This window comes from Glycomyces endophyticus (assembly GCF_039531525.1).
Classification (GTDB): Bacteria; Actinomycetota; Actinomycetes; order Mycobacteriales; family Micromonosporaceae; genus Glycomyces; species Glycomyces endophyticus.
Genome location: NZ_BAAAQF010000034.1, coordinates 33,661 through 57,994, shown reverse-complemented (window position 1 = coordinate 57,994; position 24,334 = coordinate 33,661). Strand labels below are relative to the sequence as shown.

Below are 24,334 nucleotides of genomic sequence, written 5' to 3'. Positions count from 1 at the left end.
GCGGGCGCGCCCGACTCCCTCGCGCGGGGGAGCGGCCTCCCTCGCGCGCGGGGCATCGCCCTCGCCGCAGTCGCCGGACGAGTCGGCGGCCTCCCCTGCGGGCGAGGGCCTCAGCCCGCGGTCGTGCCGGGCTCGGCGAGCAGGTCGGCGACGATCTCCAGGTGCATGACCGGCAGGGACTCCTCGACCGAGACCGACATCATCGCCGCGCCCTCGGCGTCCTCCTGCCCGCCCCGGTCGCCGGCCTCCTTGTCGGGCCAGCGCGCGTACGACATCCAGACGCCGTCCTCGGCGCGGTGCAGCCGCGACCCGTACCCGCCGCTGAACCGGTGCGCGGCGTGGGCCACCCGGGTCCACCCCTCCACGAACAGGTCCTCGTACCCGGGGCGCACGCGCCACCGGTGAACGACCGCGTACCCGCCCTCGTGCTGCGGCACCCCGTTCACTGCCATCGCCACGCCTCCAAGAAGTCTCAACGTCGAGACAAATTATGGACAATGGACTGCCTCAATGTAAAGCAAGTGAACGTTGAAATATTCGAAGGCCGTACCGCTCTCAGTCCGGGAAGCGCTCCTCGAAGGATTCGAGCAGCTCGGAGAGGTGTCCGATGAGGAGCTTCCGCTCGGCCGCCGACAGGCGCTCCAGGAACGACGCCTGGTTCTCCACGTGCTTCGGGTAGACCTCCTCGACGACCTGCATCCCCTTGGCCGTCAACCTGATCCGCACCACCCGCCGGTCCTCGGTCCCCCTGACCCGCTCCACCAGGCCCTTGCGCTCCATCCGGTCGATCCGGTTGGTGATCGCGCCCGAGGTCACCAGGGCCGTGCGCATGAACTCGGTCGCCGTCAGCTCGTGCGGCGCGTCCGTGCGCCGCAGCGAGCACAGGACGTCGAACTCCCCGGTCTGGAGGTCGTACCCGGCCATGAACCGCCGCACCTCGGCCCCCCAGTACTGGGCGAGCCGCATCAGCCTCCCCACCACGTCGATCGGCGACGGGTCCACATCCGGTCGCGCGCAGCGCCATTGGTCCACGATCTGATCCACACTCTGTGACATGCCCACCCCATGCTCAGTCCCGTAGTGCCTGAACCCTACCGCCCGGGACCGGCGCCGGAGAGGAGGCTTCCTCACAGGTGGGACCGCGGTCCGGGATCGGCGCGCGGGGCGGGGGACCGGCGGGACACCGGCAGGATTCCGGGCCGCCGTGGACCGATCACGACGGAACCGCAGGTCCGAGCCGTGGGACGGCTGCCTCCTGGCGGACCGGGCGACACGGGCGGCGTTAGAGTCCCTGCCATGGCAGCCTCCAAGATGAAGACGTTCGGCAACGGCACCCCCTATGTCGAGGCCGGGGGCTGGGCGGTGTGCTTCGCTTGGCTCGTCGACTTCATCGTCTACCTGGTCCTGGTCGCCGTGGGGTTCGTGATCCTGGCCGTGATCGGCGAGGCGGCGTCGCTCAGCCCGAACGTGGGCGTGGTGGGCCTGCTCGCGCTCGTGGTGTTCGCACCCGCGCTCTACGGCCTCTGCTACCGCAACGGCCGCGGGCTCGGAGCGATCTGGGCCGGCACCCGCCTGGTGCGCCTCAGCGACGGCGGCAGGATCGGCGCCAAGGGCCCGTGGGCCATGACCGTGCGGTTGACGCTGCTGCCCTTGATCATCGTGGGCGTGGTCGCCGGCGGCGGGTACGCGCCGGACCTGATCAAGCGCGTCAGCATCGACGTGGCCCGGACCCGCCGGCTCCTCGCGGAGCGGCAGGCCGGGTACCTCGCCCCGCGGGTCTGAGCCGACTACTCCTCGACCGGCCGGAGCACCGGCGCGAACGCCACGGTGTCCGCCGGGAAGTGCTCGGCCGCATAGGCTTCGAGTTCGGGGCTCACCAGGAGCACGTCGGTCACGAGGACCCCGTTCGCCTCGTCCGGGAAGCTCCCGAACACCAGCGCCGGGAACGCCTCCTGCAGTTCGGTGCCGAGCGCCTCCAGCTCGGCGGCGCCCAGGTCCTCGGCCGGCTCGCCGATTTCGGGCTCCGAGTACTGGAGCTCGGGGTGGTCGGCGATGTCGATCTCGTCCATCGTCAGCGCGTCCTCGGTGACCGTGAACGCCTTGCCGTCGTAGGTGCCGGTGACGACGTAGGAGCCCCAGCGGACGCCGAGGGCCTCCTCGTGCTCGACCGCGTCCCACTCCCACCCGGTGACGGGCAGGCCCTCGCACTGCGGGGGATAGGACTCGGCGACGACCGCGCAGAGTTCGGCGCTGTCGCGCTCGGTCCCCTGGTAGACCGTGATGACGCCGCGGTAGGTCGTCTCCTCGGCCGCCGCGTCGGCGGGCCCGTCGCTCGAACCGGTCGGTTCGGTGCCCTGCCCGCAGGCGGCGAGCGTGAACAGCGCCGCGAGCGGGAGGAGCCGGTGCAGTTTCATGTCCATGGGGGTTCGACGCCCCGCGACCGTCACCGGTTCCCCGTTCATCCCTTTGGTCGGAAAGCCTCCAGCGCGCCCGGATCGGCCAGCGAGCCCCTGGCCACCGCCTGGTCGACCGGGACGCCCTGGAGGATGCGCTTGACCGGGACCTCGACCTTCTTGCCGGTGACCGTGCGCGGGATCTTCGGCACGGCGACCACCGCGTCGGGGAGGTGCCGCGGGGACAGCTCGGCGCGGATCGCGGCCCTGACCGCGGCCTCCAGCGCCGCGTCGAACTTCCCGGCGGGCTCCACGAACACGATGAGCCGGTCCTCGTCGTCGAGGTGCACCACGAGCGAGTCGGCGACTCCCGGGACGGCCTCGACCACGGTGTAGAACTCGGCGGTGCCCATGCGCACCCCGCCGCGGTTCAGCGTCGCGTCGCTGCGCCCCGAGATGACCGCCGAGCCGCGGTCAGTGATGGTGATCCAGTCGCCGTGCCGCCAGATCCCCGGGTACTTGTCGAAGTACGTGTCCCGGTACCGCTTCCCGTCGTCGTCGCCCCACAGCCCGACCGGCATCGACGGCATCGGCGCGGCGATCACCAGCTCGCCCTCCCGGCCGATCCCGTCGCGCCCGTTCGGATCGAACGACTGCACGTCGGCGCCCAGGCACCGGCACGACAGCTCGCCGCGCCACACCGGCACCGTCGGCGCGCCCCCGATGAACCCCGTGCACAGGTCGGTGCCGCCCGACAGCGACTGGAGCTGCGCGGTCGCGCTGACCGACTCGTGGACGTAGTCGAACCCGGCCGGAGGGAGCGGCGCGCCGGTCGAGCCGACGCCGCGCAGCCGCGACAGGTCGGCCACGTCCTTGGGCACCACGCCGCGGTCCCTGCACGCCATGAGGAACGGCGCGCTGGTCCCGAAGTACGTCGCGCCCGACTCCTCCGCGAGCCGCCACAGCCCCACCGGGTCCGGCGCGCCGTCGAAGGTCACCAGCGCCGCCCCGACCAGCGGCGCCGACGCGAGGTAGTTCCACATCATCCAGCCGGTGGTCGAGTACCAGAAGAACCGGTCGCCGGGGCCGAGGTCGTGGTGGAGGCCGAGCATCTTCGCGTGCTCCAGCGCGATCCCGCCGTGGCCGTGGACGATCGCCTTCGGCAGGCCCGTCGTCCCCGAGGAGTACAGGATGTACAGCGGATGCGCGAACGGGACCGGCGCGAACGCGAGCTCGCCGTCCCGGCCGAAGTCCTCCCACCGCTCGCCGACCGCGAACCCCTCGTCCAGGTACGGGAACGTCACCACCGTCGCCGGGTCGAGCTCCGCCACCACCTGCGCGATCTCGCGGTCGCGCCGGATCGTCTTGGCGCCGTAGCGGTACCCGTCGGTCACGAACAGGACCGCCGGCTCGACCTGCCGCAGCCGGTCCACGACCGCCCGCGCCCCGAACTCGGGCGCGCACGAGGTGAACACCGCCCCGATCGAGGCCGCCGCGAGCATGAGCGCGTACGTCTCCGGCACGTTCGGCATCCACGCCGCGACCCGGTCCCCGCTCCCGACCCCGGCCGCCAGCAGGCCCCCGCGCAGCCGCGCCACCGCCGACCGGAGCTCGGCGAGCGTCCACTCCACCGGGCCGCGCGTGTCCGAGTAGCCCTTGACCGCGACGTCCGCCGCGTCCATGCCCGGCGCCGCGAGCACCGCCTGCGCGTAGTTCAACCGCTCGTCGGGGAACCACACCGCGCCCGGCATCGACGCCGACGCGAGCACCCGCTCCTCCGGGACGGGCCCGCCGAGCCCGAAGTGCTCCCACACCGCGCCCCAGAACAGGCCCGGCCGCTCGACCGAGCACCGCCACAGGTCCCGGTAGGCGTCCAGGCCGACGCCCGCCCGCTCGGACAGGAACCTGCCGAACGCCCCGATGTTCGTGGTCTCGACCGCGTCGGGCCGCGGCCGCCAGAGCACCTCGCCGGTCACGCACTCGCCTCCTTCGATGGGACCGCCGTCGGTCCGCGCCACGCCAAGTGTTCCCCACGCGCGCCGCATCCGCAGTGGCCCTCGCCCACATACCCGCGCCGGAAAGAGTGGCGCCCCCGACCATGGCCGACAGGGCGTCCCACTCACTAGGATCGGCTCATGAGTCACCGCTCCGAGACCACCGTCGTCCTCGCCGCCGCCCGCACCCCGATCGGGCGCTTCGCCGGCGGCCTGGCCGACGTCCCCGCCACCGCCCTCGGCGGCGCCGCCGTCGCGGCCGCCCTCGAACGGGCCGGCGTCGCCCCCGACCGCGTCGGCCAGGTGATCCTCGGCCACGTGCTGCCCGCCGGGTGCGGCCAGAACCCCGCCCGCCAGGCCGCCGTCGCCGCGGGCGTCCCCATGCACGTGCCGAGCCTGTCGGTGAACAAGGTCTGCCTCTCCGGGCTCACCGCCGTCGGCATCGCCGACCGGTTCCTGCGCGCCGGCGACTTCGAGTTCGTCGTCGCCGGGGGCATGGAGTCCATGTCCCGCGCCCCGCACCTGCTCCCCGGCTCGCGCCGCGGCTTCAAGTACGGCGAGGTCACCATGCTCGACCACGCCGCGTTCGACGGGCTCACCGACGCCTACGACGGCGTCTCCATGGGCGAGTCCACCGAGCGCCACGCCCGGTCGCTCGGCATCGCCCGCGCCGACCAGGACGCCTACGCGCTCGCCTCGCAGCTCAAGGCCGCCAAGGGCGCCGCCGACCGCGCCGCCGAGATCACCCCCGTGACCACCCGCAAGGGCGTCGTCGACGCCGACGAGAGCCCCCGCCCCGCCACCACCCTCGACGGCCTCGCCGCACTGCGCCCGGCCTTCACCGCCGACGGCGCCCTGACCGCCGGGAACTCCTCCCCGATGAACGACGGCGCCGCCGCGCTCGTCCTCACCACCAGGTCCACCGCCGAGCGCCTCGGCCTGGAGTGGGAGTCCGAGATCCTCTCGTACGCGACCGTGGCCGGCCCGGACAACTCGCTCCTGCACCAGCCCGCGCGCGCCATCGAGGCGGCCGCCGCGCTGGCCGGCGTGGCGGTCGCCGACCTGGAGACCGTCGAGATCAACGAGGCGTTCGCCGCCGTGGCCCTCGCCTCGATCCGCGAGCTCGGACTCGACCCCGAGCGCGTCAACCGCGACGGCGGCGCGATCGCCCTCGGGCACCCGCTCGGCGCCAGCGGCGCCCGCCTGGTGCAGACCCTGTCCCGCCAGCTCCCCAGCGGCGCGACCGGCGCCGCCGGCCTGTGCGGCGGCGGCGGGCAGGGCGACGCGATCGTGCTGCGCGCCAGGTAGGGCCGTATGCGACGCGCCGGGCGCCTCAGCGCCCGGCGCGCGAGAGCCGGTGCACCCGCAGCGCCAGCTGGACCTCCAGCGACCGCGCGGGGGAGTTCCAGTCGCCGCCGAGGATCGCCGCGACCCGGTCGAGGCGCTGCGACACCGTGTTGACGTGGACGTTCAACGCGGCCTTGGTCTTCGCCAGGTGCCCGCCCGCCGCGTAGTACGCCTCCAGCGTCCCCGCGAGGTCGGTGCCGCGCCGCTCGTCGTAGTCGAGGACCGGCCCGATCGTGCGGCGCACGAACGCGTCCGTGCCGGCCTCCCCCAGCAGGACCCCGATGAAGCCGAGCTGCTCCATGCACGCGCCTTCGCCCTTGCGGCCCAGCGTGAGCATGGCCTCGGTGCACCGCACCGCCTCGGCGTACGCCTCCGGGATTCGCTCGAGGCCGCCGACCCGGCCCGAGGCCCCGACCGTGACGGGCCGCCCGGCGACGCGGCCGAACGCGGCCGCGAGCTTCGCCGCCCGCGTGCCCGGCTCCTCGGCCGGCAGCAGCAGGACCGGCCGCCCGTCGCGGCCCCCGGCCAGGCCGCCCTCGGCCCGCGCGTACCGGTTCGCCTCCGAGGCCAGCCGCGGCTGCGCGTCGCAGTCGAGGACGAAGACCGCGTGCGGCCGGTGCAGGTCCACGCCGAGCTTCCCGGCCCGCAGCAGCAGGCTCGACCCGCCGCTGCGCCGCCGGCCGGCGTCGGTGAGCAGGTCGTCGAGGAGCTCCCCGCGGACGCGGTTTTCGGCGTCCGCCACCGACCGGCGCAGAAGCAGCAGCAGCGCCGTCACCAGGGACGCGCGCTCGAACAGCTGCCGGTCGGCCTCGCCGAGGTCGGCCCGCCCGCCGAGGACGATGCTGCCCAGCGGCTCCGGCCCGGCCGTCACCGCGCACACCCACAGGCCCCCGGCCAGGACCGCGCCGCGACTCGCCTGCGAACCCTCGACCCCCTCGGGCACGAACCGGACCCCGCCCTCCCCGGCGCGCGCCAGCTCGCCGCCCTCGGCGTCGTAGATCCCGATCGGGCCCGCGAACAGCTCCGCGGTCTGCGCCGCCAGGTCGCCGACGTCGCCGCCGCTCAGCACCAGGCCCGTGAGCCGGTCGTGCGCGTCCGCGGCCCGGCGCAGCGCCCCGTTCAGCCGCGCCGACGTCTCCGCGGCCCGGCTCCGCTCGCGCAGCGCCTGCCGCGCCTCCTCCAGCTGCCGCACGCTCTCGATGGCGACCGCCGCGTGGTTGGCGAGCGACACCAGCATCGCCACGTCGTCCGGCGCGAACCCGCGCGGGACCCGGTCGGCCGCGAACAGCACCCCGATGACCTGCTCGCCCACCCGCATCGGGACGCCCACGATCCCGTGCACGCCTTCTTCGGTGACGGCCGCGTCGATCCGCTCGGTGTGGTGGAAGCGCGAGTCCACCCGGTAGTCGGTGCTCGCGTACGGCAGGGCGGTCTCCGCGACCAGCCCGCCCAGGCCCTCGCCCATGCCGAGCCGCAGCTGCTGGAACTGCGCCGACACCGACCCGTCGGTCACCCGCATGAACGTGTCCCCGGCCTCGGGGTCCTGGAGCGCGATGTAGGAGAGGTCCGCGCCCAGCAGGGTCCGGGCCCGGTGCACGATGGCCCGCAGGACCGAGTCGAGGTTCCGCAGCGCCGCCAGGTCGCCGGCCGTGTCGAACAGGGCCGCCAGCTCCGCCTCCCGGCGCCGGCGCTGCGCCAGCGTCCGGGTGATCCGCCGCGCCGACGCCGTCGCCTCCTCGACCGCGGCCACCGCCGCGGCCGAGGCCCGGGACCGCTGCAGGTCCCGGGCCGGGGCCGCGAGCTCGTCGTCCGAGGTGTCCGCCGCGATCAGGCCGATCAGTCGCAGCAGGGCCGCGGCGGCCGGGCCGATGCCGGCTTCGTCGTCGTCGACGGGCACGGGGGTCTTCTCTCAGGTCGGGGGGCGGGCTCGTCCGAGTGTAGCTACGCCCTGACGTCGCTGGTCAGATCGCGTCCCCGGGTCTCGCGGATGACCGCCGCCGTGATCGCCGTGACGACCGCCGCGCCGCACAGGTACACCGCGACCGGCGTCGAGGATCCGAAGTCCGCCAGAAGCTTCACCGCGATGATCGGCGCCAGCGCCCCGGCCACGATCGACGCCAGCTGCGACCCGACCGCCGCGCCCGAGTACCGCACCCGGGTGTCGAACAGCTCCGACACGAACGCCGCCTGCGGGCCGTACATCGCGCCGTGGAACAGCAGGCCCGTCGTCACCGACAGCGTCACCGTCCAGAAGTCCCCGGAGTCCACCAGCGTGAAGAACGCGAACGCCCACCCGGCCATGCCGACCGCGCCCACGAGCGTGACCGCCCGCCGCCCTATCCGGTCCGACAGCGCGCCCCACAGCGGGATCGTCACGAAGTGGACCGCCGAGGCGATGAGCACCGCGTTCAGCGCCAGGCCCCGCGACAGCTCCAGGTGCACGGTCACGTAGACCAGCACGAACGCCGTCAGGATGTAGTACGAGACGTTCTCGCCGAACCGCAGCCCGATCGCGCCGAGCACCTCGCGCCAGCCGGTGCGGAACACCTCCACGATCGGCGGCCGCTCCTTCACACCGCTCGCGGCCTTCGCGGCCTGCGCCGCCAGGAACACCGGCGACTCCGACACCGAGATGCGGATCCACAGGCCGATGACGACCAGGACCCCCGACAGCAGGAACGGGATGCGCCAGCCCCAGTCCAGGAACGCCTCCTCGGACTGGACGACCGCCAGCAGCGCCAGCACGCCCGTCGCGAGCAGGTTCCCGCCCGGCGCCCCGGCCTGCGGCCACGACGCCCAGAACCCGCGGTGCCTCGCGCCGCCGTGCTCGGAGACGATGAGGACCGCGCCGCCCCACTCCCCGCCGAGGGCGAAGCCCTGGACCAGGCGCAGCAGCGTCAACAGGATCGGCGCGGCGACCCCGATCTGGGCGTACACGGGCAGCAGGCCCATCGCGAACGTCGCGCCGCCCATGAGCAGCAGGCTGAGCACCAGCAGCTTCTTGCGGCCCAGCTTGTCGCCGAAGTGGCCGAACACGATCCCGCCGAGCGGGCGGGCGAGGAAGCCGATCGCGTAGCTGAGGAACGCGATGAGCGTCCCGGTCAGCGGGTCGTCGGTCGGGAAGAACGCGGTGTTGAACACCAGCGCCGCGGCCGAGCCGTACAGGAAGAAGTCGTACCACTCCACGGTGGTGCCGACCAGACTCGCGGTGACGATGCGGCCGATGCCGTTGCGGCGCTTGTCTACCGGGGATGGAGTAAGGGCGGTGTCGGTCATGGGCGTGCCTGTTCTCGATAGTAGGGGTACAGGGGGTACAGGGGGCTAGTTGGCGGTCCAGCCGCCGTCGAGCGTGAGGGAGGAGCCGGTGACGAACCCGCTGCCGGGGCCGCACAGCCACACCACGGCGGCGGCGACCTCCTCGGGCTCCAGCAGGCGCTTCACCGGCGTCCGGTCGAGCAGCACCGACCCCAGCGGGTCCTCGCGGCCGGCCGCCGCGAGGTCGTCGAGCTGGCGCTCCACCAGCGGCGTGCGCACGTACCCGGGGTTCACGCAGTTGCTGGTGATCCCGTGCGGCGCGCCCTCGACCGCGGCGACCTTGCTCAGGCCCTCCAGCGCGTGCTTCGCCGCGACGTACCCGGCCTTGTTCGCGCTGGCGCGCAGGCCGTGCACGCTGGAGACGTTCACGATCCGGCCCCACCCGCCGCCGCGCATGTGCGGCAGGCAGCGCTGCATGAGCAGCAGCGGCGCCGTGACCATCACCCGGTGCATGAGTTCGAACCGCTCCGCCGGGAACTCGCCGAGCGACGCCACGTGCTGGAACCCGGCGTTGTTGACCAGGACGTCGACCTCGCCGGGCAGTGCGGCGACCGCGTCGAGGTCCGCGAGGTCGGCGACGTGGGCCGTCCCGCCGACCGCGAGCGCGACCTCGCGCACGGCGTCGCCGTCGCGGTCCACGGCGTGCACCTCGGCGCCGGCCGCGGCCAGCGCGGCGGCGCACGCCCGCCCGATCCCGGACCCCGCGCCGGTCACCAGCGCCGTCCGTCCGGACAGGTTCGCCCTCTCGGCCGCGGACGCGTGCGCCGCGGCGGGTGTTACGGTATTCATGCAGGTAAATGCTAGGGACGAGTCCCCGTCCGGACCATGTGACCGCCCCACACAATCCCCGCCCGCCCCATGTGGCGGACCCCCACCGCGTCAGCGACCGCCGGCGCCCGCCGCCGCGCCGCGGTCCGGGTCGGTGGTCAGGACGCTCGTGACGACGGCCGCCGCCGCGAACAGGGTCCCCGTCAGCGCGATGTGCCCGGCGCCCCCGTGCGTCAGCGTGAGGCCGCCGAGGGACGACCCGAGCGCGATGCCGACGTTGAACGCCACCGAGTTCGCGGCCGACGCCGTGTCGGTGCTCCCCGGCGCGAACTCCATGACGCGGTTCTGGAGCGCGGGGCTGAACATGCCCATCGACAGGCCCGTCAGCACGATCACCCCGCCGGTCACCCACGGGCTCGCCCCGAAGCCCCACATCGCGGCGAAGATCGCGGTGAGCAGGATGAGCGGCAGCGTGACCGCGAGGCGCTGGCTGCGGTCGGTGAGGACGCCGCCCGCCGCGATGCCGCCGAAGTCGGCGAGGCCGCGGACCAGCAGCAGCGGCCCGAGCATCGCGACCGACATGCCGGCGACGGCGGTGATGATCGTCGAGGTGTACGTGTAGACCGCGAAGAACCCGGCGACCGACAGCACGGTCGTGGCGAGCACCAGCGCGAACCGGCGCGCGTCCGGCGTCGTGCCGCGCCCGGCGTGCTCGTTGCGGGTCGGCTTCGCGGGCAGGGCCGCCAGGAGCACGCCGAACGCGATCAGGCCCATCGCCGCGAGCGCGAGGAACGCGGCGGGCCATCCGGCGCGCTGGCCGAGCCAGGTCGCGCCGGGGACGCCGAGCATCGGGCCGATCGAGCCGCCGGTGTAGACCACGGCCATGACGCGGCCGCGCACGTGGACGGGGAACATCCCGGCGGCGACCGGGCCGACGACGCCCCAGAACACGGCCTGGCTGAGCGCGGTCGCGATGCGGGCGGCGAAGAGCGTCCCGTACTCGCCCGCAGCGGCCGATCCGGCGGTCGCGACGATCATGACGGCCATGAGGGCGAGCAGGAGCGGGCGGCGCGGGACGCGGGCGACGAGCTTCACCAGCGGGAGCGTGAGCACCGCGACGGTGACGCTGTACGCGGTGACCAGGAGCCCGACCTGGGACTGCGTGACCTCCAGGTCCCGGGCGATCTCGCCGAGGAGCCCGACGGGGACGGTCTCGACGGTCACGTAGCAGAACGCGGCCACGGCGAGTGCGACGAGCGCGGCCAGGGACCGGCGGTCGAGGGCGGGCGGTTCGGTCGCGGTTCGTCCGGACACGGGGGGACACCTCGTTCACTTCGGCTGCGGGGCAGCGCAAGGGGGCCTGGGGGACCAGGGGCGGGGCCCGTCCGTGAGGCGACGGCGGGGCCGTCGGAAGCGTACAGCGGATCGCGGGGTCCGGCGAACCGGTTCCGGCGCGGTCAGGGGATGCGGTACTCCAGCTGCATGAACGTCATCGACCACCACGACTCGCGGTCGGCGAACGCGGCCGGGTCGATCTTCATGAGGGTGCTGCGCAGGACGGCGGCGCGCCGCGCGCGCCCGGCCCGGCCGGTGTCCTCGTTCACGAAGAGCGCGAAGTGGAACAGGAACTCGCTGAGGGTCCGGAAGCTGGCGTTGACCAGTTCGAGGGTGCCGTCCTTGGCGCCGAACATGAGGACGCGGCCGCTCGCGGTGTCGAAGCAGAACAGGGTCGCCTCGGGGTCGGCGGGCACGGCGCCCACGACCACGACCTGGAGGGCCCCGGCGGGCCCGCGCTCGAGGTCGACGCGGGCGAAGAGCTCGTACCGGCCGGTGAGGTACGAGGTGAAGACCGCGGACATGTCGACCGGGAGGAGGTCGACCTCGGGGTAGGTCCGCGCGGGCGCGGGGAACTCCCGCATCCAGCGGCTGCGCGGGAAGCGGATCACGTTGTCCGCACCCCACGCCTTGACGTACTCCTGGAGGACGCGCATGTCCACTCCTCGGCCGGTGGCACCGCACTGAGAGGGCGTCGGGCGAGCCCCCTCTGTGGACGATAGGGGAGATCGCGCGGTCCCGCCGCCCCCCTCGCCCGCACGCGGGCGACGCGGGTGGCGCGGGTCGCCGCGAGTGACGGCCGCGCAGCGTCGCGGGCGTGAAACCGCCCGTTCGGCCGAGGCCGGGTCGCCCTTGTGGACGATCCGGTGCGGGTGCGGGTGCGGGTGCGGGTGCGGGTGCGGGTGCGGTCAGGCCGGGTCGGCGAGGACGATCCGGCGGTCGGGGTCGTCCGGGGCGATGAAGTCGAGGAGCCGCGCGCCCTCGGCGAGGACGGCCGCGGCGTCGGCGTCCGCGAGCGGCCGCGTGGGGCTGACGGTGACGGTGCTCCCGGCGACCGTCCAGGTCCCGGCCGCGAAGCCGTCGACGAGGACCATCGGGACGCCGCCCGAGGCGCCGGCCGCGTACCGCCTCCGGTCCTCCTCGCTGATGATCCGGGTGCGGTCGCGGTGGCCCTGGAGCGCGTTGTCGAACGCCGGGAGGAACCGCACCGGCGCCGGCCCGTCGGGGTCGGCGAGGACCGCGTCCGGCAGGTCGAACAGTTCGATGCCGTTCTCGCCCTTGCACACCCGCAGTTCGCTGCGCATCGCGTCGACGGTCGCCCGCAGCCGCGTCAGTCCCGACCACGCCTGCACGTCCATGACGCTCGCGGGCCCGAACGCCGCGAGGTACCGCCGGACCAGGCGCTCCAGGTCGCGCTCTTCGCGCAGCGGCACGCCGGTCTGCTCCTCGGCGAGGGAGACGGCGACGTTGGAGGGGTGGCGCCAGCCGCCCCACGCGCCGTTGCGCGCGGCGTGGGTGAGGGCCGCGGTGATCTCGACCGTGTCGGCGAGCCGCCCGGCGTGCCGTCCCGGGAAGCGCTCGGCGAGCAGCAGCCCGAACTCCTTGCGCGTCAGCGTCCTCCCGGCCAGCAGCTCCCGGCCGGCGCGGGTCAGCTCGTCGAGGTCGAGCCCCGCGATCTCGGCCGCGTAGTACGAGGACTTCAGCACGGTCGCGACGACCGGCTGCGCCGCCGGCCGCAGCCAGGCGTAGTCGCGGCCCGAGGACAGGTGCACGGTGCAGCGCAGGGTGACCGAGCGGACGACCGTCCCGTCCTCCAGCAGCGCGGCGAGGTCGGCGTGCGCGAACGGGGCCAGCCGCGTCCACAGCCCCAGGTACGGGCTGTTCGGGAACTGGCCCTGCATCGCCACGAGGTGCTCGACGGCTGCGAGCGGCGCGAGGGCGACCCGCTCGTCCAGGAACTGGCGGGCGAGGAGCGTGCGGTTGAGGGTGCGGGTGCTGATGACGGACACGCCGCCATTCAACCGCACGCGGACCACCCGCCGCGCCGCCGTCAGGCCCGGACGCGGTCGAACGTCAGGTGCGTGACCCCGCTGGGGGCCGAGGTCGCCTCGACCTTGAAGTCGCGCTCGACCCCTTCGAGGCCGCCCCAGAGGCGCACGCCCCGGCCGAGCAGGATCGGGACCACCGCGACGTGCATGTAGTCGATCAGCCCGGCCTTGAGGAACTCGCGGATGACCGTGGCGCCGCCGCCGATGCGCACGTCCTTGCCGCCGGCGGCCTTGCGGGCCTCCTCCAGGACCTCCGCGGGGGAGGCGTCGCGGAAGTGGAAGACGGTGCCGCCCTCCATCTCCGCCGAGGGCCGCGCGTGCCGGGTGAGGACGTAGACCGGGGTGTGGAACGGCGGGTTGGATCCCCAGGGGCCCTTCCACTCCGGGTCCTCGTGCCACCCGGGGAAGCCGAACTTCCCCGATCCCATGATCTCCGCGCCGATGCCGGGGTCGTGCTGGCGCACGAAGGCGTCGTCGACGCCCGCGCTGCCGCCCTCCTCCCACCACTTGGTGGCGAACATCCACTCGTGCAGGCGCTCCCCGGCGTGTCCGAAGAAGGCCTCGCAGCTGGTGCCCTCCCCGGTGCCGAAGCCGTCGAGCGAGACGGAGAAGTTGTGGACTCGGGCCAGTGACATGGTCGGTGCTCCTTCGCTTCCCGGGCCGCGTCGGCGCGGCCCGGCCCTGCAGCGATCATCGCCGCCCGGTGTCATGATGTCCAATGCCAAGTCCGGCCGAGACCCATCAAGGAAATTGATGTGCTGAACCCGATCCACCTCCGCGTCCTCGAAGCGGTCGCCCGGCACGGCTCGGTGATCGACGCCGCCAAGGAGCTGCACTACTCCCAGCCCTCCATCAGCCACCACCTCCGCCGCCTGGAGGCCGCCACCGGCGCGGCCCTCGTGCAGCGCGCGGGCCGCGGCATCCGCCTCACCCCCGAGGGCGAGCTCCTCGCCGGGCGCGCCACGGAGATCCTGGGCCGCATGGACGCCGCGTCGGTCGAGCTGGCCGCCCGCGTGGGCCTGCGCGCCGGCCGCGTGCGCATCGCCGGGTTCGCCACGGCCCTGAGCACCCTCGTGCCGCGCGCCGCCGCCGAGCTCGCCCGCGCCCACCCGGGCATCGAGCTGCACCTCGCCGACGCCGACCCCGTCGAGTCCCTGTCGCTGCTGCGCTCGGGCCGCGCCGACCTCGCCCTGGTCTTCCGCGACGAGGGCGCGCCGTTCGAAGCGGACGGCGTCCGCCTCGTCCACCTCCTGGACGACCGCCTCTACCTGCTCAGCGACCGCCCCGGCCAGCGGATCGAGGACCACCGGGACTCGGCGTGGATCGGCGGCTGCGAACGGTGCCGCGCCGCCACGGTGGCCGCGTGCGAGCGCGCGGGGTTCACGCCGCGGATCGTGTACTCCAGCGACGACATGGTCGTCACGCACGCGCTGGTGGCCGCCGGCATGGGCGTGGCCGTCCACAACGGACTCGCACTGCGGGCGCACCGCGAGCCGGGCGTCCACGCCGTGCCGCTCGACTGCGGCCCGCGCCGCGTCGCCGCGGCCGTGTACGGCGACCCGCCCGACCCGCCCGCCACGGCGGCGATGCTCGGCATCCTCGCCGCCGTCGCGGCCCGGTTCGACGAGGCGTGAACTCCGGAGGGCCGCAACGGATCCGGAACGCCGCTGGCGGCGATCGCGGCGCGCCTCCCCGGCCGGACGGTCCGGCACGGTCCAATACCCTTGGGGCATGAGCAAACTCGAACAACTCACCCCCAAGGCCGTGACACGCGGGCGCACGCTGATCGCGGCCCTGCTGACCCTCCCGGCCGTGCTCGGCTTCGTCGCCCTCGCCCCGGCCGCCGCGCAGGGCGCCACCGGCGCCGACCACTGCGTCGTCAACCTCGTGACCGACGAGGTCAGCTGCGCCTCGACGCAGGCCGCCGCGTTCGCCGAGGACCGCGCCGCCTCCGCGGAGGTCGGCGTCCTCGCCGACACCGTCCTCATCACCATGTACGACCGCACGAACTACGACCCGGCCGGCGGCACCCGCTCCTTCGTCGCCACCAACTACACCTGCACCGCCGCCTACTCCCCGGTCGAGTTCAGCGTGGACTACCTCGACGCCGCCGGATGGAGCAACCGCGCCAGCTCGGTGCACACCTACCGCTCGTGCGACATCAAGCTCTGGGACTCCGTGACCCTGTCGGGCGCCTCCTCGACGTGGATCGACAACCTCGCCAACCTCGGCACCATCGGCTGGAGCAACCGCGCCGGCTCCTACCAGATCAGCTAGCGCCCCGCGGCGCCCGCCGATGAGGGCGGGCGCCGCCGCGAACCCGCGGTCCGCGGGCCCCACGGCACGACACAGCCCCGCGCCCGCCGACCGCCCCGCCGCGAGACCTACGCTGGGACGGACCGCCCCACGACAGCGAGGACCCGATGACCGACCCGACCATGGACGCCATCAGCAGGGCCGTCGCCGAAGGCCAGACCCGCGACCCCGCCGGGGCCCGGCGCACGCTCCTCGGCCTCTGGGCCGAACTCGGCGCCGCCGGCGACCCCCTCCACCGCTGCACCCTCGCCCACCACCTCGCCGACCTGCACCCCGATCCGGCCGAGGCCCTCGCCTGGAACGTCCGCGCCCTCGACGCCGCCGACGCCCTCACCGACGAGCGCACCGCGGCCCACCACCCCGGCCTCGCGGTCGCCGGGTTCTACCCCTCGCTCCACCTCAACCTCGCCGACGACTACCGCCGCCTCGGCTCCTTCGAAGCGGCGCAACGGCACATCGACGCCGCCCTCGCCCACGCGCCCGCGCTGGCCGACGACCCCTACGGGCAGCTCATCGGCGACGCGATCACCCGGACGGCCGCCTCCATCGCGGAGCGGCGCACCGACTGAGGGCCCGGGCCGCTCAGGCGCCGCGGCGCAGCAGCGGGGGATTGAGCACCGCCGCCTCGCCGCGCCGGAAGAGCCGGGCCGGTCGGCCCGGCTCGCCCTCGGTCGAGGCGCCCGTCGCCGACACGAACCCCGGCGTCGAGGTCGCCTTGCGGTGGAAGTTGCGCGGGTCGATCGTCTCGCCCCAGACCGCCTCGTAGACCTGGCGCAGCGCCGCGATGGTGAACTCCGGCGGGCAGAACGCCGCCGCGAGCGGGGTGTACTCCAGTTTGGACCGCGCCCGCTCGACCCCGTCGGCGAGGATGCGGTCGTGGTCGAACGCCAGTCCCAGCTCGCCGACCGGCCGCCACTCCGCCTCCGCCGCGTCCGTCCCCGCCGTGGGCGTCGGCAGATCGGGCAGCAGCGCCAGGTACGCGACCGTGACCACGCGTCCGCGCGGGTCCCGGTCGGGATCGCCGTAGCTGGCGATCTGCTCCAGGTGCCCGCCCGGCCCGTCGAGGCCCGTCTCCTCCGCCAGCTCGCGCCGCGCGGCGGTCGGCAGGTCCTCGTCCGCCAGCACGAACCCGCCCGGCAGCGCCCACTCGCCGAGGAACGGCTCGCATCCGCGCCGCACCAGCAGCACCTGCAGTTCTCCTTCTCGGACGGTCAGCACCACCAGGTCGACCGTGACCGCGAACACCGGATAACTCATTATCACCACCTTGACGATAACCTAGCACATGGATTATCGTCATGATGACGAGAAAAGGAGGCCCCCATGGCCGATGTCACCAACCGCCTGTTCCTGCGCCACCTCCGCGGCACCCCCACCGTCTGGGTCCGCTTCCAGAAGCGCGGCCGGTCCGTCAACGAGGGCACCGGCCAGTCGTTCTGGTACCGCCCCCTCACCGCGGTGCTCTCCGAAGTCCCCGTGGACGACCGCGAACTCCCGCTCATGTTCCACGCCCGCACCGCCGACTTCGCCGACGTCACCGTCCAGGCCACCGTCACCTACCGCATCGCCGACCCCGCGCTGGCCGCCACCCGCCTCGACTTCTCCGTCGACCCCTACCGCGGCCAGGCCCGCGCCCGCCCCCTCGACCAGATCGCCACCCTCCTCACCGAACTCGCCCAGCAGCCCGCCCTCGACCTCCTCGCCCGCGTCCCCCTCGCCGACGCCCTCACCCTCGCCATCACCGAGGTCCGCGAGTCCGTCGCCGCCGCCCTCTCGGCCGACCCCCGCCTCGGCGACGTCGGCGTCGCGGTCGTCAGCGCCCGCGTCGTCGCCATCCGCCCCGAACCCGAGATGGAGCGCTCGCTCCAGACCCCCACCCGCGAAGCCGTGCAGCAGGACGCCGACAAGGCCACCTACGCCCGCCGCGCCCAGGCCGTCGAGCAGGAGCGCGCCATCGCCGAGAACGAGCTCCAGAACAAGATCGAACTCGCCCGCCGCGAGCAGCAGCTCGTCGAGCAGAAGGGCGCCAACGACAGGCGGCGCGCCGAACTCACCGCCGCCGCCGAACTCGCCACCGCCCAGGGCCAGGCCGAGAAGGCCCGCACCCTCGCCGCCGCGCAGGCCGACCGGGTCCGCACGGTCGGCGCCGCCGAAGCCGAGAAGGAGGCCGCGCGCATGGCCGTCTACCGCGACCTGCCCGTCGCCACCCTCCAGGCCCTCGCCCTGCGCGACCTCGCCGGCGGGCTCCCCGAGATCGGCCAGCTCACCATCACCCCCGACCTCCTCACCGGGGCCCTCACCCGCCTCGCCGACGGCCAGCGATGAGCGCCACCCTCGCCCCCCGCGTGGTCGTCGTCAGCCGCCGCAGCGAACTCGACGAACTCCTCGTCCGCCACGGCACCCGCGCCGCCGCCGCCCACTTCCTGCGCCAGCGCGGCCGCGACCTCGACGAGGTCACCACCCGCCACGAGGCGCTCCAGTCCGCGCTCACCGCCGTCGACGCCGCCGTGCCCGCCGACTGGCGCCGCGGCGCGGTCGACCGCGACGACCTGCCCCGCTTCCTCTTCGGCCCCGAGGACATCGTCGTCGCCGTCGGCCAGGACGGCCTCGTCGCCAACCTCGCCAAGTACCTCGCCGACCAGCCCGTGGTCGGCGTCGACCCCGAACCCGGCCGCAACGCCGGCGTCCTCGTCCGCTTCCGCGCCGCCGACACCGCCCGCGCCCTCCGCGCGGTCGCCGACCGGCAGGCGGCCGTGCGCGCCCTCGCCATGGTCGCCGCCCGCCTCGACGACGGCCAGCAGATCGCCGGCCTCAACGAGGTCTACGCCGGCCACGCCGGCCACCAGTCCGCCCGCTACCGCCTCGTCGACGCCGAAGGCCGCGGCGAACGCCAGTCGTCCTCCGGCCTCCTCGTCGCCACCGGCGCGGGCGCCACCGGCTGGAGCGCCTCCATCGCCGCCGAACGCGACCGCCACGACGTCCTGCCCGAGTTCCAGGCCAACGCCCTGTCCTGGTTCGTCAGGGAGGCCTGGCCCTCGCCCGCCACCGGGACCGCCCTCACCTCCGGCACCCTCGGCACCGGCCAGGAGCTGCGGCTCGTCTGCGAGAGCGAGCGGCTCGTGGTCTTCGCCGACGGCGTCGAGTCCGACCACCTCACCGTCACCTGGGGCCAGCAGATCACCATCGGCCTCGCCGACCGCCGCCTCCACCTGGTCGTGCCCCCGCCGCAGTCGGCCCGACGCATCCGGTTACGCCCCACCGGATCATGACGTTACGGTGAGCCGATGAACCGATTCGAAGGCGCAGTCGCCGTCATCACGGGTGGAGCGAAGGGCATCGGAGCGGCCTGCACGGCCCGCCTCGCGGGCGAGGGCGCGGTCGTCTACGTCGCCGACGTCGACGACGAGGCGGGGGAGCGGATCGCCGCGGCGACCCCCGGCGTCCACTACCGGCGGTGCGACGCGGCCAGCGCCGCCGACTGGGAGGCGCTGGCCGCCGAGGTGCTCGCCGCCCGCGGCCGGGTCGACGTGCTGGTGTCCAACGCGTTCGCGAGCGTCCTCGGCGCGCCCCACGAACTCGCCGAGGAGGACTGGGCCCTGACGCTCGACGTCACGCTCAAAGCCGCCTACCTCGGCGTCAAGGCCCTCATCGGACCGCTGCGGGCGTCGGGCGGCGCGGTCGTGGCCGTCTCCTCGGTCCACGCCCACCGCTCGCACCCCGGCTACACCGCCTACGCCGCCGCGAAGGGCGGCCTGAGCGCGCTCGTCCGCCAGCTCGCCGTCGAGTACGCCCCCGACGTCCGGTTTAACTCGGTCGCACCGGGTCCCATCCTCACGACCCACTGGGCCGACACCTCCGAGGAGGAGATCGCGAGCGCCGGCCGGGGGACGCTCGCGGGCCGCGTCGGCCGACCCGACGAGGTCGCCGCGGCCGTCGCGTTCCTGGCCTCGAAGGAGGCGAGCTACATCACCGGCGCCGAGCTCCCCGTCGACGGCGGCTGGCTCGCCTTCAAGCACGAGCCCTAGGTCGCAGGAACGGGACCGCCCGCGGGCGGTCCCGTTCGCCCCTCCTGCCATGGGGATCCGGCCGGAGCGCGTCCGCGGCACCGGTCCGCGCAATACATGTGAAAGCGGGGCGAACGCCGCTTCCGGTGCCTTTCTACAATCTTCATTGATGATCGAAGACGTTGCACCCCAAGAGATCACGAGCTGGCGCTCACGATTGGACGAGGTTTTCTCTACGATGGCCGGACTGTTCGGCAGAGTGGAGCTCCGGCGCCGCGCCAGAACCTACCTGATCGGCCTGCTCTCGCCCCTCGAACGCAAGACCGGATGGCAGCTCGCCGCGGCCGCCGGCGACCCCACCCCGGTTCGCGTGCAGCACTTCCTGAGTCGTGCCGTCTGGTCCGCCGACCTGGTGCGAGACGCGCTGCGCGCCTACGCCGCCGCGCACCTGGCCGGCCCCGGCGGCGCGCTCGTCGTCGACGAGACGGGCTTCCCCAAGCGGGGCCCCTCGTCGGCCGGCGTGCAGCGGCAGTTCCTGCACGCCACCGGAAGGACCGAGAACTGCCAGGTCGGCGTCTTCCTCGCCTACGTGGGCGAGCGCGGCGCGGCGCTCATCGACCGCGAGCTGTACCTGCCGCCCTCGTGGGCCGAGGACCCGGACCGCTGCGCCGCCGCGGGCGTCCCGGCGGGCCGCGTCGCCGATGGGGCCCTTGCGAAGCCGCGGCTCGCCGAGGCGATGATCGGCCGCGCGGTCGCCGCCGGCGTGGAGGCCGGCTGGGTCGCCGCCGACGCCACGTACGGCCGCGACAGCGCGTTCCTGGCGTTCCTGTCCTCGCGCCGCCTGTCGTACGTCGTCGAAGTGCCGCTGACGCAGACGCTTCGCGAGTCCGACGAGAGCGGCCGCGTCGACGTCCTCGCCAGCGGCGCACCCGAATCGGCGTGGCACCGGGTGCCGCCCCGTCCAGGCGGATGCGCTGCGGGGGAGTACGACTGGGCCTGGGCCACCCTGCCGGGCGCCGACGACCTCCCGCCCGGGTTCGTGCGGACGCTCCTGGTGCGCCGCTCGACCGAGCGCCCCGCCGAACTCGTGTACTACCTGTGCTTCCACGCCGACGCGGTCCGGCGCGAGGAGATCGTGCGCACCGCCGAGGCCCGCCGCATCATGGCGGCCTGCCTCCGCGCCGCGAAGGCCGAGTGCGGGCTCGACCACTACCAGGTCCGCAGGTGGGAGGGGTGGTACCGACATGTGACGCTGGCGATGCTGGCCCACGCGTTCGTCGCCGTCACCACCGCGGCCGAGCGCGCCCAGGGGGAGGTCGGCGGTCCCGAAGCGCCCCGGGCCATCCACTGGCGCTGAACGTCCCGGCGAGACCACACCCGGTCGCGGGGGCCGTTGTCCGGCGCCGTCCCCGATCGCTTCAAGAGTTATCTCGGAATCGAGGTGATCGGACTCCGAGAGACCGCCGCGGTCCGATGCACACGTTGACATCGATGAGTTAGTTAGTTAACCTGACTATTTATGACCGCCGCCCCCGGCCGGTCGACGACCGAGAGGACCCTGATGAAGATCGCCGTGGTCGGTGGCGGATCCACCTACACCCCTGAGCTGGCCGAAGGCTTCGGCGCCAACGCCGCCGCCCTCGGCATCGACGAGGTCGTGCTCGTCGACCCGGCCGTGGACAAGCTCGACGTCATCGGCCCGCTCGTGCAGCGCATCATGCGCCGGCACGGCAGCGACGCCCGCGTCTCCTGGACCGCCGACCTCGACCGGGGCGTGGCCGACGCGTCCCTCGTGCTGCTCCAGCTCCGCGTCGGCGGCCAGGACGCGCGGATCGAGGACGAGGCCTTCCCCCTCGAATGCGGCTGCGTCGGCCAGGAGACGACCGGGGCGGGCGGGCTCGCGAAGGCCCTGCGCACCATCCCGGTCGTGCTCGGCATCGCCGAACGGGTGCGCCGGTCGGCCGCCCCCGGCGCGTGGATCGTGGACTTCACCAACCCCGTCGGCATGGTCACGCGGGCGCTGCTCGACGAGGGCCACCGCGCCGTCGGCCTGTGCAACGTCGCGATCGGCTTCCAGCGCCGCTTCGCCGGACTCCTCGGCCGCGCCCCCGAGGACGTGGTCCTCGACCACATCGGACTCAACCACCTCACCTGGGAGACCGGCGTCCGCCTCGACGGCCGCGACGTGCTGCCCGAGCTCCTCGCCGAGCACCGCGCCGCGATCGCCGAGGAGGTCGACCTGCCGGAGGCCGTCTTCGCCGACGGCCTCGTGCCCTCCTACTACCTGCACTACTACTACGCCCACGACCAGGAGGTCGAACGGATGCGCTCCGCGCCCTCGCGCGGCCGGGAGGTCGCCCGCATCGAGGCCGAGCTCTGGAAGATCTACGAGGACGACACCCTCGACCGCAAGCCCGACCTGCTGTCCCAGCGCGGTGGCGCCTACTACTCCGAGGCGGCCGTGGCGCTCATGCGCTCCCTGCTCACCGAGGACGGCGCGGTCCACGCCGTCAACGTGCGCAACCGCGGCTTCCTGCCGTACCTGCCCGACGAGGCCGTCATCGAGGTGTCGGCCGCCGTCGGCGCCGAGATCGCGCCCGCGGCCGCCGTGCCGCTCGGGGCGCGCCAGCGCGGCCTCGTCTCGGCCGTCGCCGCCTACGAGGAGCTCGGCGTGGCCGCCGCTGTCCACGGCGGCGAGCGCCGCGTCTACGAGGCACTGCTCGCCCACCCGCTGGTCGGCCAGCACGACCTCGCCGAGGGCCTGACGCGCCGTCTCATCGCGACCGGGCGGGACCACCTGCCTTGGGCGTGAACGGGACCGCATTCATCGCCGTCGACGGCGGCAACTCCAAGACCGACGTGGTCGCCGCGACCGCCGACGGCCGCGTCCAAGCCTTCGTGCGGGCGGGGACCTCCTCGCCGCACCGGCTGGGCTACCGCGAGTCGATCGACTTCCTGGGCGGCCTGATCGCCGCCGCCCGCGCCGAGGCCGGGTGGGGGAGCGGCGTGCCGCTGGCGCGCGTCGACGCCCTCCTGGCCGGGGCCGACCTGCCGGTCGAGGTGGACCGGCTGACCGCCGACGCCCGCTCGCACGGGTGGGCCGACGCGGTCCGGGTCGACAACGACACGTTCGCGCTGCTGCGCGCCGGGACCGAGGACCGGAACGCCGTCGCGGTGATCTGCGGGGCCGGCATGAACAGCGTGGGCCGCAACGAGGCCGGCGAGTGGTCGCGGTTCCCGGCGCTGGGCCCGACCACCGGTGACTGGGGCGGCGGCGAGGACCTCGGCGACGCCGTGCTCTTCCACGCCTCCCGGTCCGAGGACGGCCGCGGCCCGGCGACGGCGCTGGCCGCCGCAGTCCGGGCCCACTTCGGCACCGGCTCGGTGGAGGAGGCCGCGATCGGCCTGCACCTGGGCGCGTTCTCGCGCGACATGGTCCACGGCTTGGTGCCGCGGCTGTTCGCGGCCGCCGACGCCGGCGACGCGTGCGCGGAGTCCGTCGTGGAGCGGCAGGCCGAGGAGGTCATGGCGATGGTGCGGGTCGCCGCCCGCCGCCTCGGCCTCGGCGGGTCGCCGTTCACCGTCGTGGGCGGCGGCGGGGTCCTCGCGGCCGCGCCGCCCGCGCTCCTGCGGCACCTGGAACCGCGCCTGGCCGACGAGTACCCGCTCGCGAAGTTCACCGCCCTCGACCGCCCCCCGGTCCTCGGTGCGGCCTGGTCCGCCCTCGACGCCCTCACCGGCCAAGTCGCGGGCCCGGCCCACGAACGCCTCGCCGCCGAGATCGCCGCCCGCGAGCCGATCCGGGTCGGCTAGGGCCATCAGGGACCGGCGGTGTCCGAGTCCGTCGGCTCGCAAGGCCCTCCCGATACCGGTGTTGCATCGGGAGGGCCTACGACGCGGCGGACCGACGGGCCGGATGACGACCGGTCAGAAGGCCCCAAGCCTTCACGGGACGGCCGCACCGCATGGTGCGGCCGTCCGCTTCGGTTCGCGCCGTAGGCCAACGGGTGGAATCGGCCTACCCGTCCGCCTCCGGTGCGGCGCGCAGGAGGCGCACCGCGAGCGCCGTCGTCCAGGTGAACCCGACGAGGAGCGACGCGCGCTGGTAGAGGCCGCCGTACTCGACCAGGCCTTCGGTCTGGGCGAACCCGAGGCTCGCCAGGGCCAGCAGGACGCCGAAGGCCAGCACGGTGAGCACCGAGTACACGGCCCACGGCCGCTCGGTCCGGGCGAATCGCGCGCCGAGCACGAGTCCCGCCCCCATGAGCGCGGCGAAGCCGAGCATCGAGAAGGCGTCGTGCAGTGCCCCCGCGGTGGTGTAGTCGGTGAGGTGGTCGGGCGTGCCCGGCGGGTAGCCGCTGACGGGGTCCGACTCGAATGCTCCGGCGCCGATGAGGCCGACGCCCCAGGCGGCCAGCAGGATCGGGCCCCAGAGCGCGCCGCGGCCCGGCGCGAGGGCGCGGCGCGCGCCGAGCGCCAGGGCGACGATCAGCAGTCCCGTGGTGATGAAGTTCGCGACCTGGACCCAGCCGTGGCCGCCGATCGCCAGGGAGCTGATCGGGTGGCGCAGGAGGTCGTAGTCGGCGCGCAGCAGGCTCTGGACCGTGGCGGCGACCAGGAACAGCGGCCCGGCGGCGGCGCCGAGGAGCAGGAGGCTTCGGGTGGACGGGCGCATCGGCGCCTCCTCGGGGGTGGGGAGGAGTGTGCCCTCAGCGTACGCAGCCCACGGCCGCAGCGGATCTGCCGGAAGCCGTGCCGCGGCCGCCATCCCCGTCGCGCCCGGCGCACGCCCGCCCCGCTTGCTGAGGCCCGCC

Annotated in this window: 24 protein-coding genes; 11 read left to right on the top strand and 13 right to left on the bottom strand. The window is 74.3% G+C overall.

Annotation, left to right across the window (positions count from 1 at the left end; translation table 11 throughout):
- Positions 1-110: 110 nt before the first annotated feature.
- On the bottom strand, positions 111-452 hold the full coding sequence (locus tag ABD419_RS24135; RefSeq protein WP_344492430.1) for an antibiotic biosynthesis monooxygenase family protein: 342 nt from the start codon (positions 450-452) through the stop codon (positions 111-113).
- Positions 453-555: 103 nt separating this feature from the next.
- Complete coding sequence (locus ABD419_RS24130) at positions 556-1,056, bottom strand: MarR family winged helix-turn-helix transcriptional regulator (RefSeq protein WP_344492427.1); 501 nt, start codon at positions 1,054-1,056, stop codon at positions 556-558.
- A 240-nt stretch (positions 1,057-1,296) separates the two neighbouring features.
- Here ABD419_RS24130 and ABD419_RS24125 point away from each other — a divergent pair, with 240 nt between their 5' ends.
- Positions 1,297-1,782: a hypothetical protein gene (locus ABD419_RS24125; protein ID WP_344492424.1), complete on the top strand. Its 486-nt coding sequence runs from the start codon at positions 1,297-1,299 to the stop codon at positions 1,780-1,782.
- Between the two features lie 5 nt (positions 1,783-1,787).
- On the opposite strand, the gene ABD419_RS24120 is transcribed toward ABD419_RS24125, so the two are convergent.
- Complete coding sequence (locus ABD419_RS24120) at positions 1,788-2,420, bottom strand: hypothetical protein (RefSeq protein WP_344492421.1); 633 nt, start codon at positions 2,418-2,420, stop codon at positions 1,788-1,790.
- Positions 2,421-2,458: 38 nt separating this feature from the next.
- Positions 2,459-4,369, bottom strand: coding sequence for an acetoacetate--CoA ligase (locus ABD419_RS24115; RefSeq protein ID WP_344492418.1), 1,911 nt, complete (start codon positions 4,367-4,369; stop codon positions 2,459-2,461).
- A 159-nt stretch (positions 4,370-4,528) separates the two neighbouring features.
- Between ABD419_RS24115 and ABD419_RS24110 the strand changes: the two genes are divergently transcribed.
- Positions 4,529-5,695 (top strand): acetyl-CoA C-acyltransferase, encoded by a 1,167-nt coding sequence (locus ABD419_RS24110; protein ID WP_344492416.1) that lies wholly within the window; start codon positions 4,529-4,531, stop codon positions 5,693-5,695.
- A gap of 25 nt (positions 5,696-5,720) precedes the next feature.
- On the opposite strand, the gene ABD419_RS24105 is transcribed toward ABD419_RS24110, so the two are convergent.
- The 7 genes from ABD419_RS24105 to ABD419_RS24075 all read right to left on the bottom strand — a co-directional run bounded on the left by ABD419_RS24105 (position 5,721) and on the right by ABD419_RS24075 (position 13,835).
- A complete protein-coding gene (locus ABD419_RS24105) occupies positions 5,721-7,631 on the bottom strand; it encodes a helix-turn-helix domain-containing protein (RefSeq protein WP_344492413.1) in 1,911 nt (636 codons plus the stop codon).
- Positions 7,632-7,675: 44 nt separating this feature from the next.
- Positions 7,676-9,010, bottom strand: a complete 1,335-nt coding sequence (locus ABD419_RS24100) for an MFS transporter (RefSeq protein ID WP_344492410.1) — start codon at positions 9,008-9,010, stop codon at positions 7,676-7,678.
- A gap of 45 nt (positions 9,011-9,055) precedes the next feature.
- Positions 9,056-9,838, bottom strand: coding sequence for an SDR family oxidoreductase (locus ABD419_RS24095; protein WP_344492407.1), 783 nt, complete (start codon positions 9,836-9,838; stop codon positions 9,056-9,058).
- A 90-nt stretch (positions 9,839-9,928) separates the two neighbouring features.
- Complete coding sequence (locus ABD419_RS24090) at positions 9,929-11,131, bottom strand: MFS transporter (protein ID WP_344492404.1); 1,203 nt, start codon at positions 11,129-11,131, stop codon at positions 9,929-9,931.
- Positions 11,132-11,274: 143 nt separating this feature from the next.
- Entirely contained in the window at positions 11,275-11,808 is a 534-nt protein-coding gene (locus tag ABD419_RS24085; RefSeq protein WP_344492401.1) for an SUKH-4 family immunity protein, read from the bottom strand.
- A 252-nt stretch (positions 11,809-12,060) separates the two neighbouring features.
- Positions 12,061-13,161, bottom strand: coding sequence for a winged helix DNA-binding domain-containing protein (locus ABD419_RS24080; RefSeq protein WP_344492398.1), 1,101 nt, complete (start codon positions 13,159-13,161; stop codon positions 12,061-12,063).
- 41 nt (positions 13,162-13,202) lie between these two features.
- Positions 13,203-13,835: a dihydrofolate reductase family protein gene (locus tag ABD419_RS24075; RefSeq protein ID WP_344492395.1), complete on the bottom strand. Its 633-nt coding sequence runs from the start codon at positions 13,833-13,835 to the stop codon at positions 13,203-13,205.
- A 120-nt stretch (positions 13,836-13,955) separates the two neighbouring features.
- Here ABD419_RS24075 and ABD419_RS24070 point away from each other — a divergent pair, with 120 nt between their 5' ends.
- The 3 genes from ABD419_RS24070 to ABD419_RS24060 all read left to right on the top strand — a co-directional run bounded on the left by ABD419_RS24070 (position 13,956) and on the right by ABD419_RS24060 (position 16,085).
- Complete coding sequence (locus ABD419_RS24070; RefSeq protein WP_344492392.1) at positions 13,956-14,834, top strand: LysR family transcriptional regulator; 879 nt, start codon at positions 13,956-13,958, stop codon at positions 14,832-14,834.
- Positions 14,835-14,931: 97 nt separating this feature from the next.
- On the top strand, positions 14,932-15,477 hold the full coding sequence (locus ABD419_RS24065; RefSeq protein WP_344492389.1) for a hypothetical protein: 546 nt from the start codon (positions 14,932-14,934) through the stop codon (positions 15,475-15,477).
- Positions 15,478-15,623: 146 nt separating this feature from the next.
- Positions 15,624-16,085 (top strand): hypothetical protein, encoded by a 462-nt coding sequence (locus tag ABD419_RS24060; RefSeq protein ID WP_344492386.1) that lies wholly within the window; start codon positions 15,624-15,626, stop codon positions 16,083-16,085.
- A gap of 13 nt (positions 16,086-16,098) precedes the next feature.
- On the opposite strand, the gene ABD419_RS24055 is transcribed toward ABD419_RS24060, so the two are convergent.
- Positions 16,099-16,773, bottom strand: a complete 675-nt coding sequence (locus ABD419_RS24055; RefSeq protein ID WP_344492383.1) for an NUDIX hydrolase — start codon at positions 16,771-16,773, stop codon at positions 16,099-16,101.
- Positions 16,774-16,839: 66 nt separating this feature from the next.
- Here ABD419_RS24055 and ABD419_RS24050 point away from each other — a divergent pair, with 66 nt between their 5' ends.
- From ABD419_RS24050 to ABD419_RS24025, 6 genes are all read left to right on the top strand, one after another.
- The gene (locus ABD419_RS24050; protein WP_344492380.1) at positions 16,840-17,841 is read left to right on the top strand and encodes an SPFH domain-containing protein; all 1,002 of its coding nucleotides are present in this window, start codon (positions 16,840-16,842) and stop codon (positions 17,839-17,841) included.
- On the top strand, positions 17,838-18,785 hold the full coding sequence (locus ABD419_RS24045) for an NAD(+)/NADH kinase (protein WP_344492377.1): 948 nt from the start codon (positions 17,838-17,840) through the stop codon (positions 18,783-18,785). The genes ABD419_RS24050 and ABD419_RS24045 overlap by 4 nt, the downstream gene beginning before the upstream one ends.
- 15 nt (positions 18,786-18,800) lie before the next feature.
- Positions 18,801-19,541 carry an SDR family NAD(P)-dependent oxidoreductase gene (locus tag ABD419_RS24040; RefSeq protein WP_344492374.1) on the top strand — a complete coding sequence of 247 codons (741 nt, stop codon included), beginning with the start codon at positions 18,801-18,803 and terminating at the stop codon, positions 19,539-19,541.
- Positions 19,542-19,689: 148 nt separating this feature from the next.
- Complete coding sequence (locus tag ABD419_RS24035; protein WP_425556187.1) at positions 19,690-20,877, top strand: IS701 family transposase; 1,188 nt, start codon at positions 19,690-19,692, stop codon at positions 20,875-20,877.
- A 204-nt stretch (positions 20,878-21,081) separates the two neighbouring features.
- The gene (locus ABD419_RS24030; RefSeq protein ID WP_344492698.1) at positions 21,082-22,332 is read left to right on the top strand and encodes a family 4 glycosyl hydrolase; all 1,251 of its coding nucleotides are present in this window, start codon (positions 21,082-21,084) and stop codon (positions 22,330-22,332) included.
- The gene (locus tag ABD419_RS24025) at positions 22,329-23,333 is read left to right on the top strand and encodes an N-acetylglucosamine kinase (RefSeq protein ID WP_344492368.1); all 1,005 of its coding nucleotides are present in this window, start codon (positions 22,329-22,331) and stop codon (positions 23,331-23,333) included. The genes ABD419_RS24030 and ABD419_RS24025 overlap by 4 nt, the downstream gene beginning before the upstream one ends.
- Before the next feature lie 205 nt (positions 23,334-23,538).
- Here ABD419_RS24025 and ABD419_RS24020 read toward each other — a convergent pair whose 3' ends face one another.
- On the bottom strand, positions 23,539-24,195 hold the full coding sequence (locus ABD419_RS24020; protein WP_344492365.1) for a DUF998 domain-containing protein: 657 nt from the start codon (positions 24,193-24,195) through the stop codon (positions 23,539-23,541).
- Positions 24,196-24,334 lie beyond the last annotated feature (139 nt).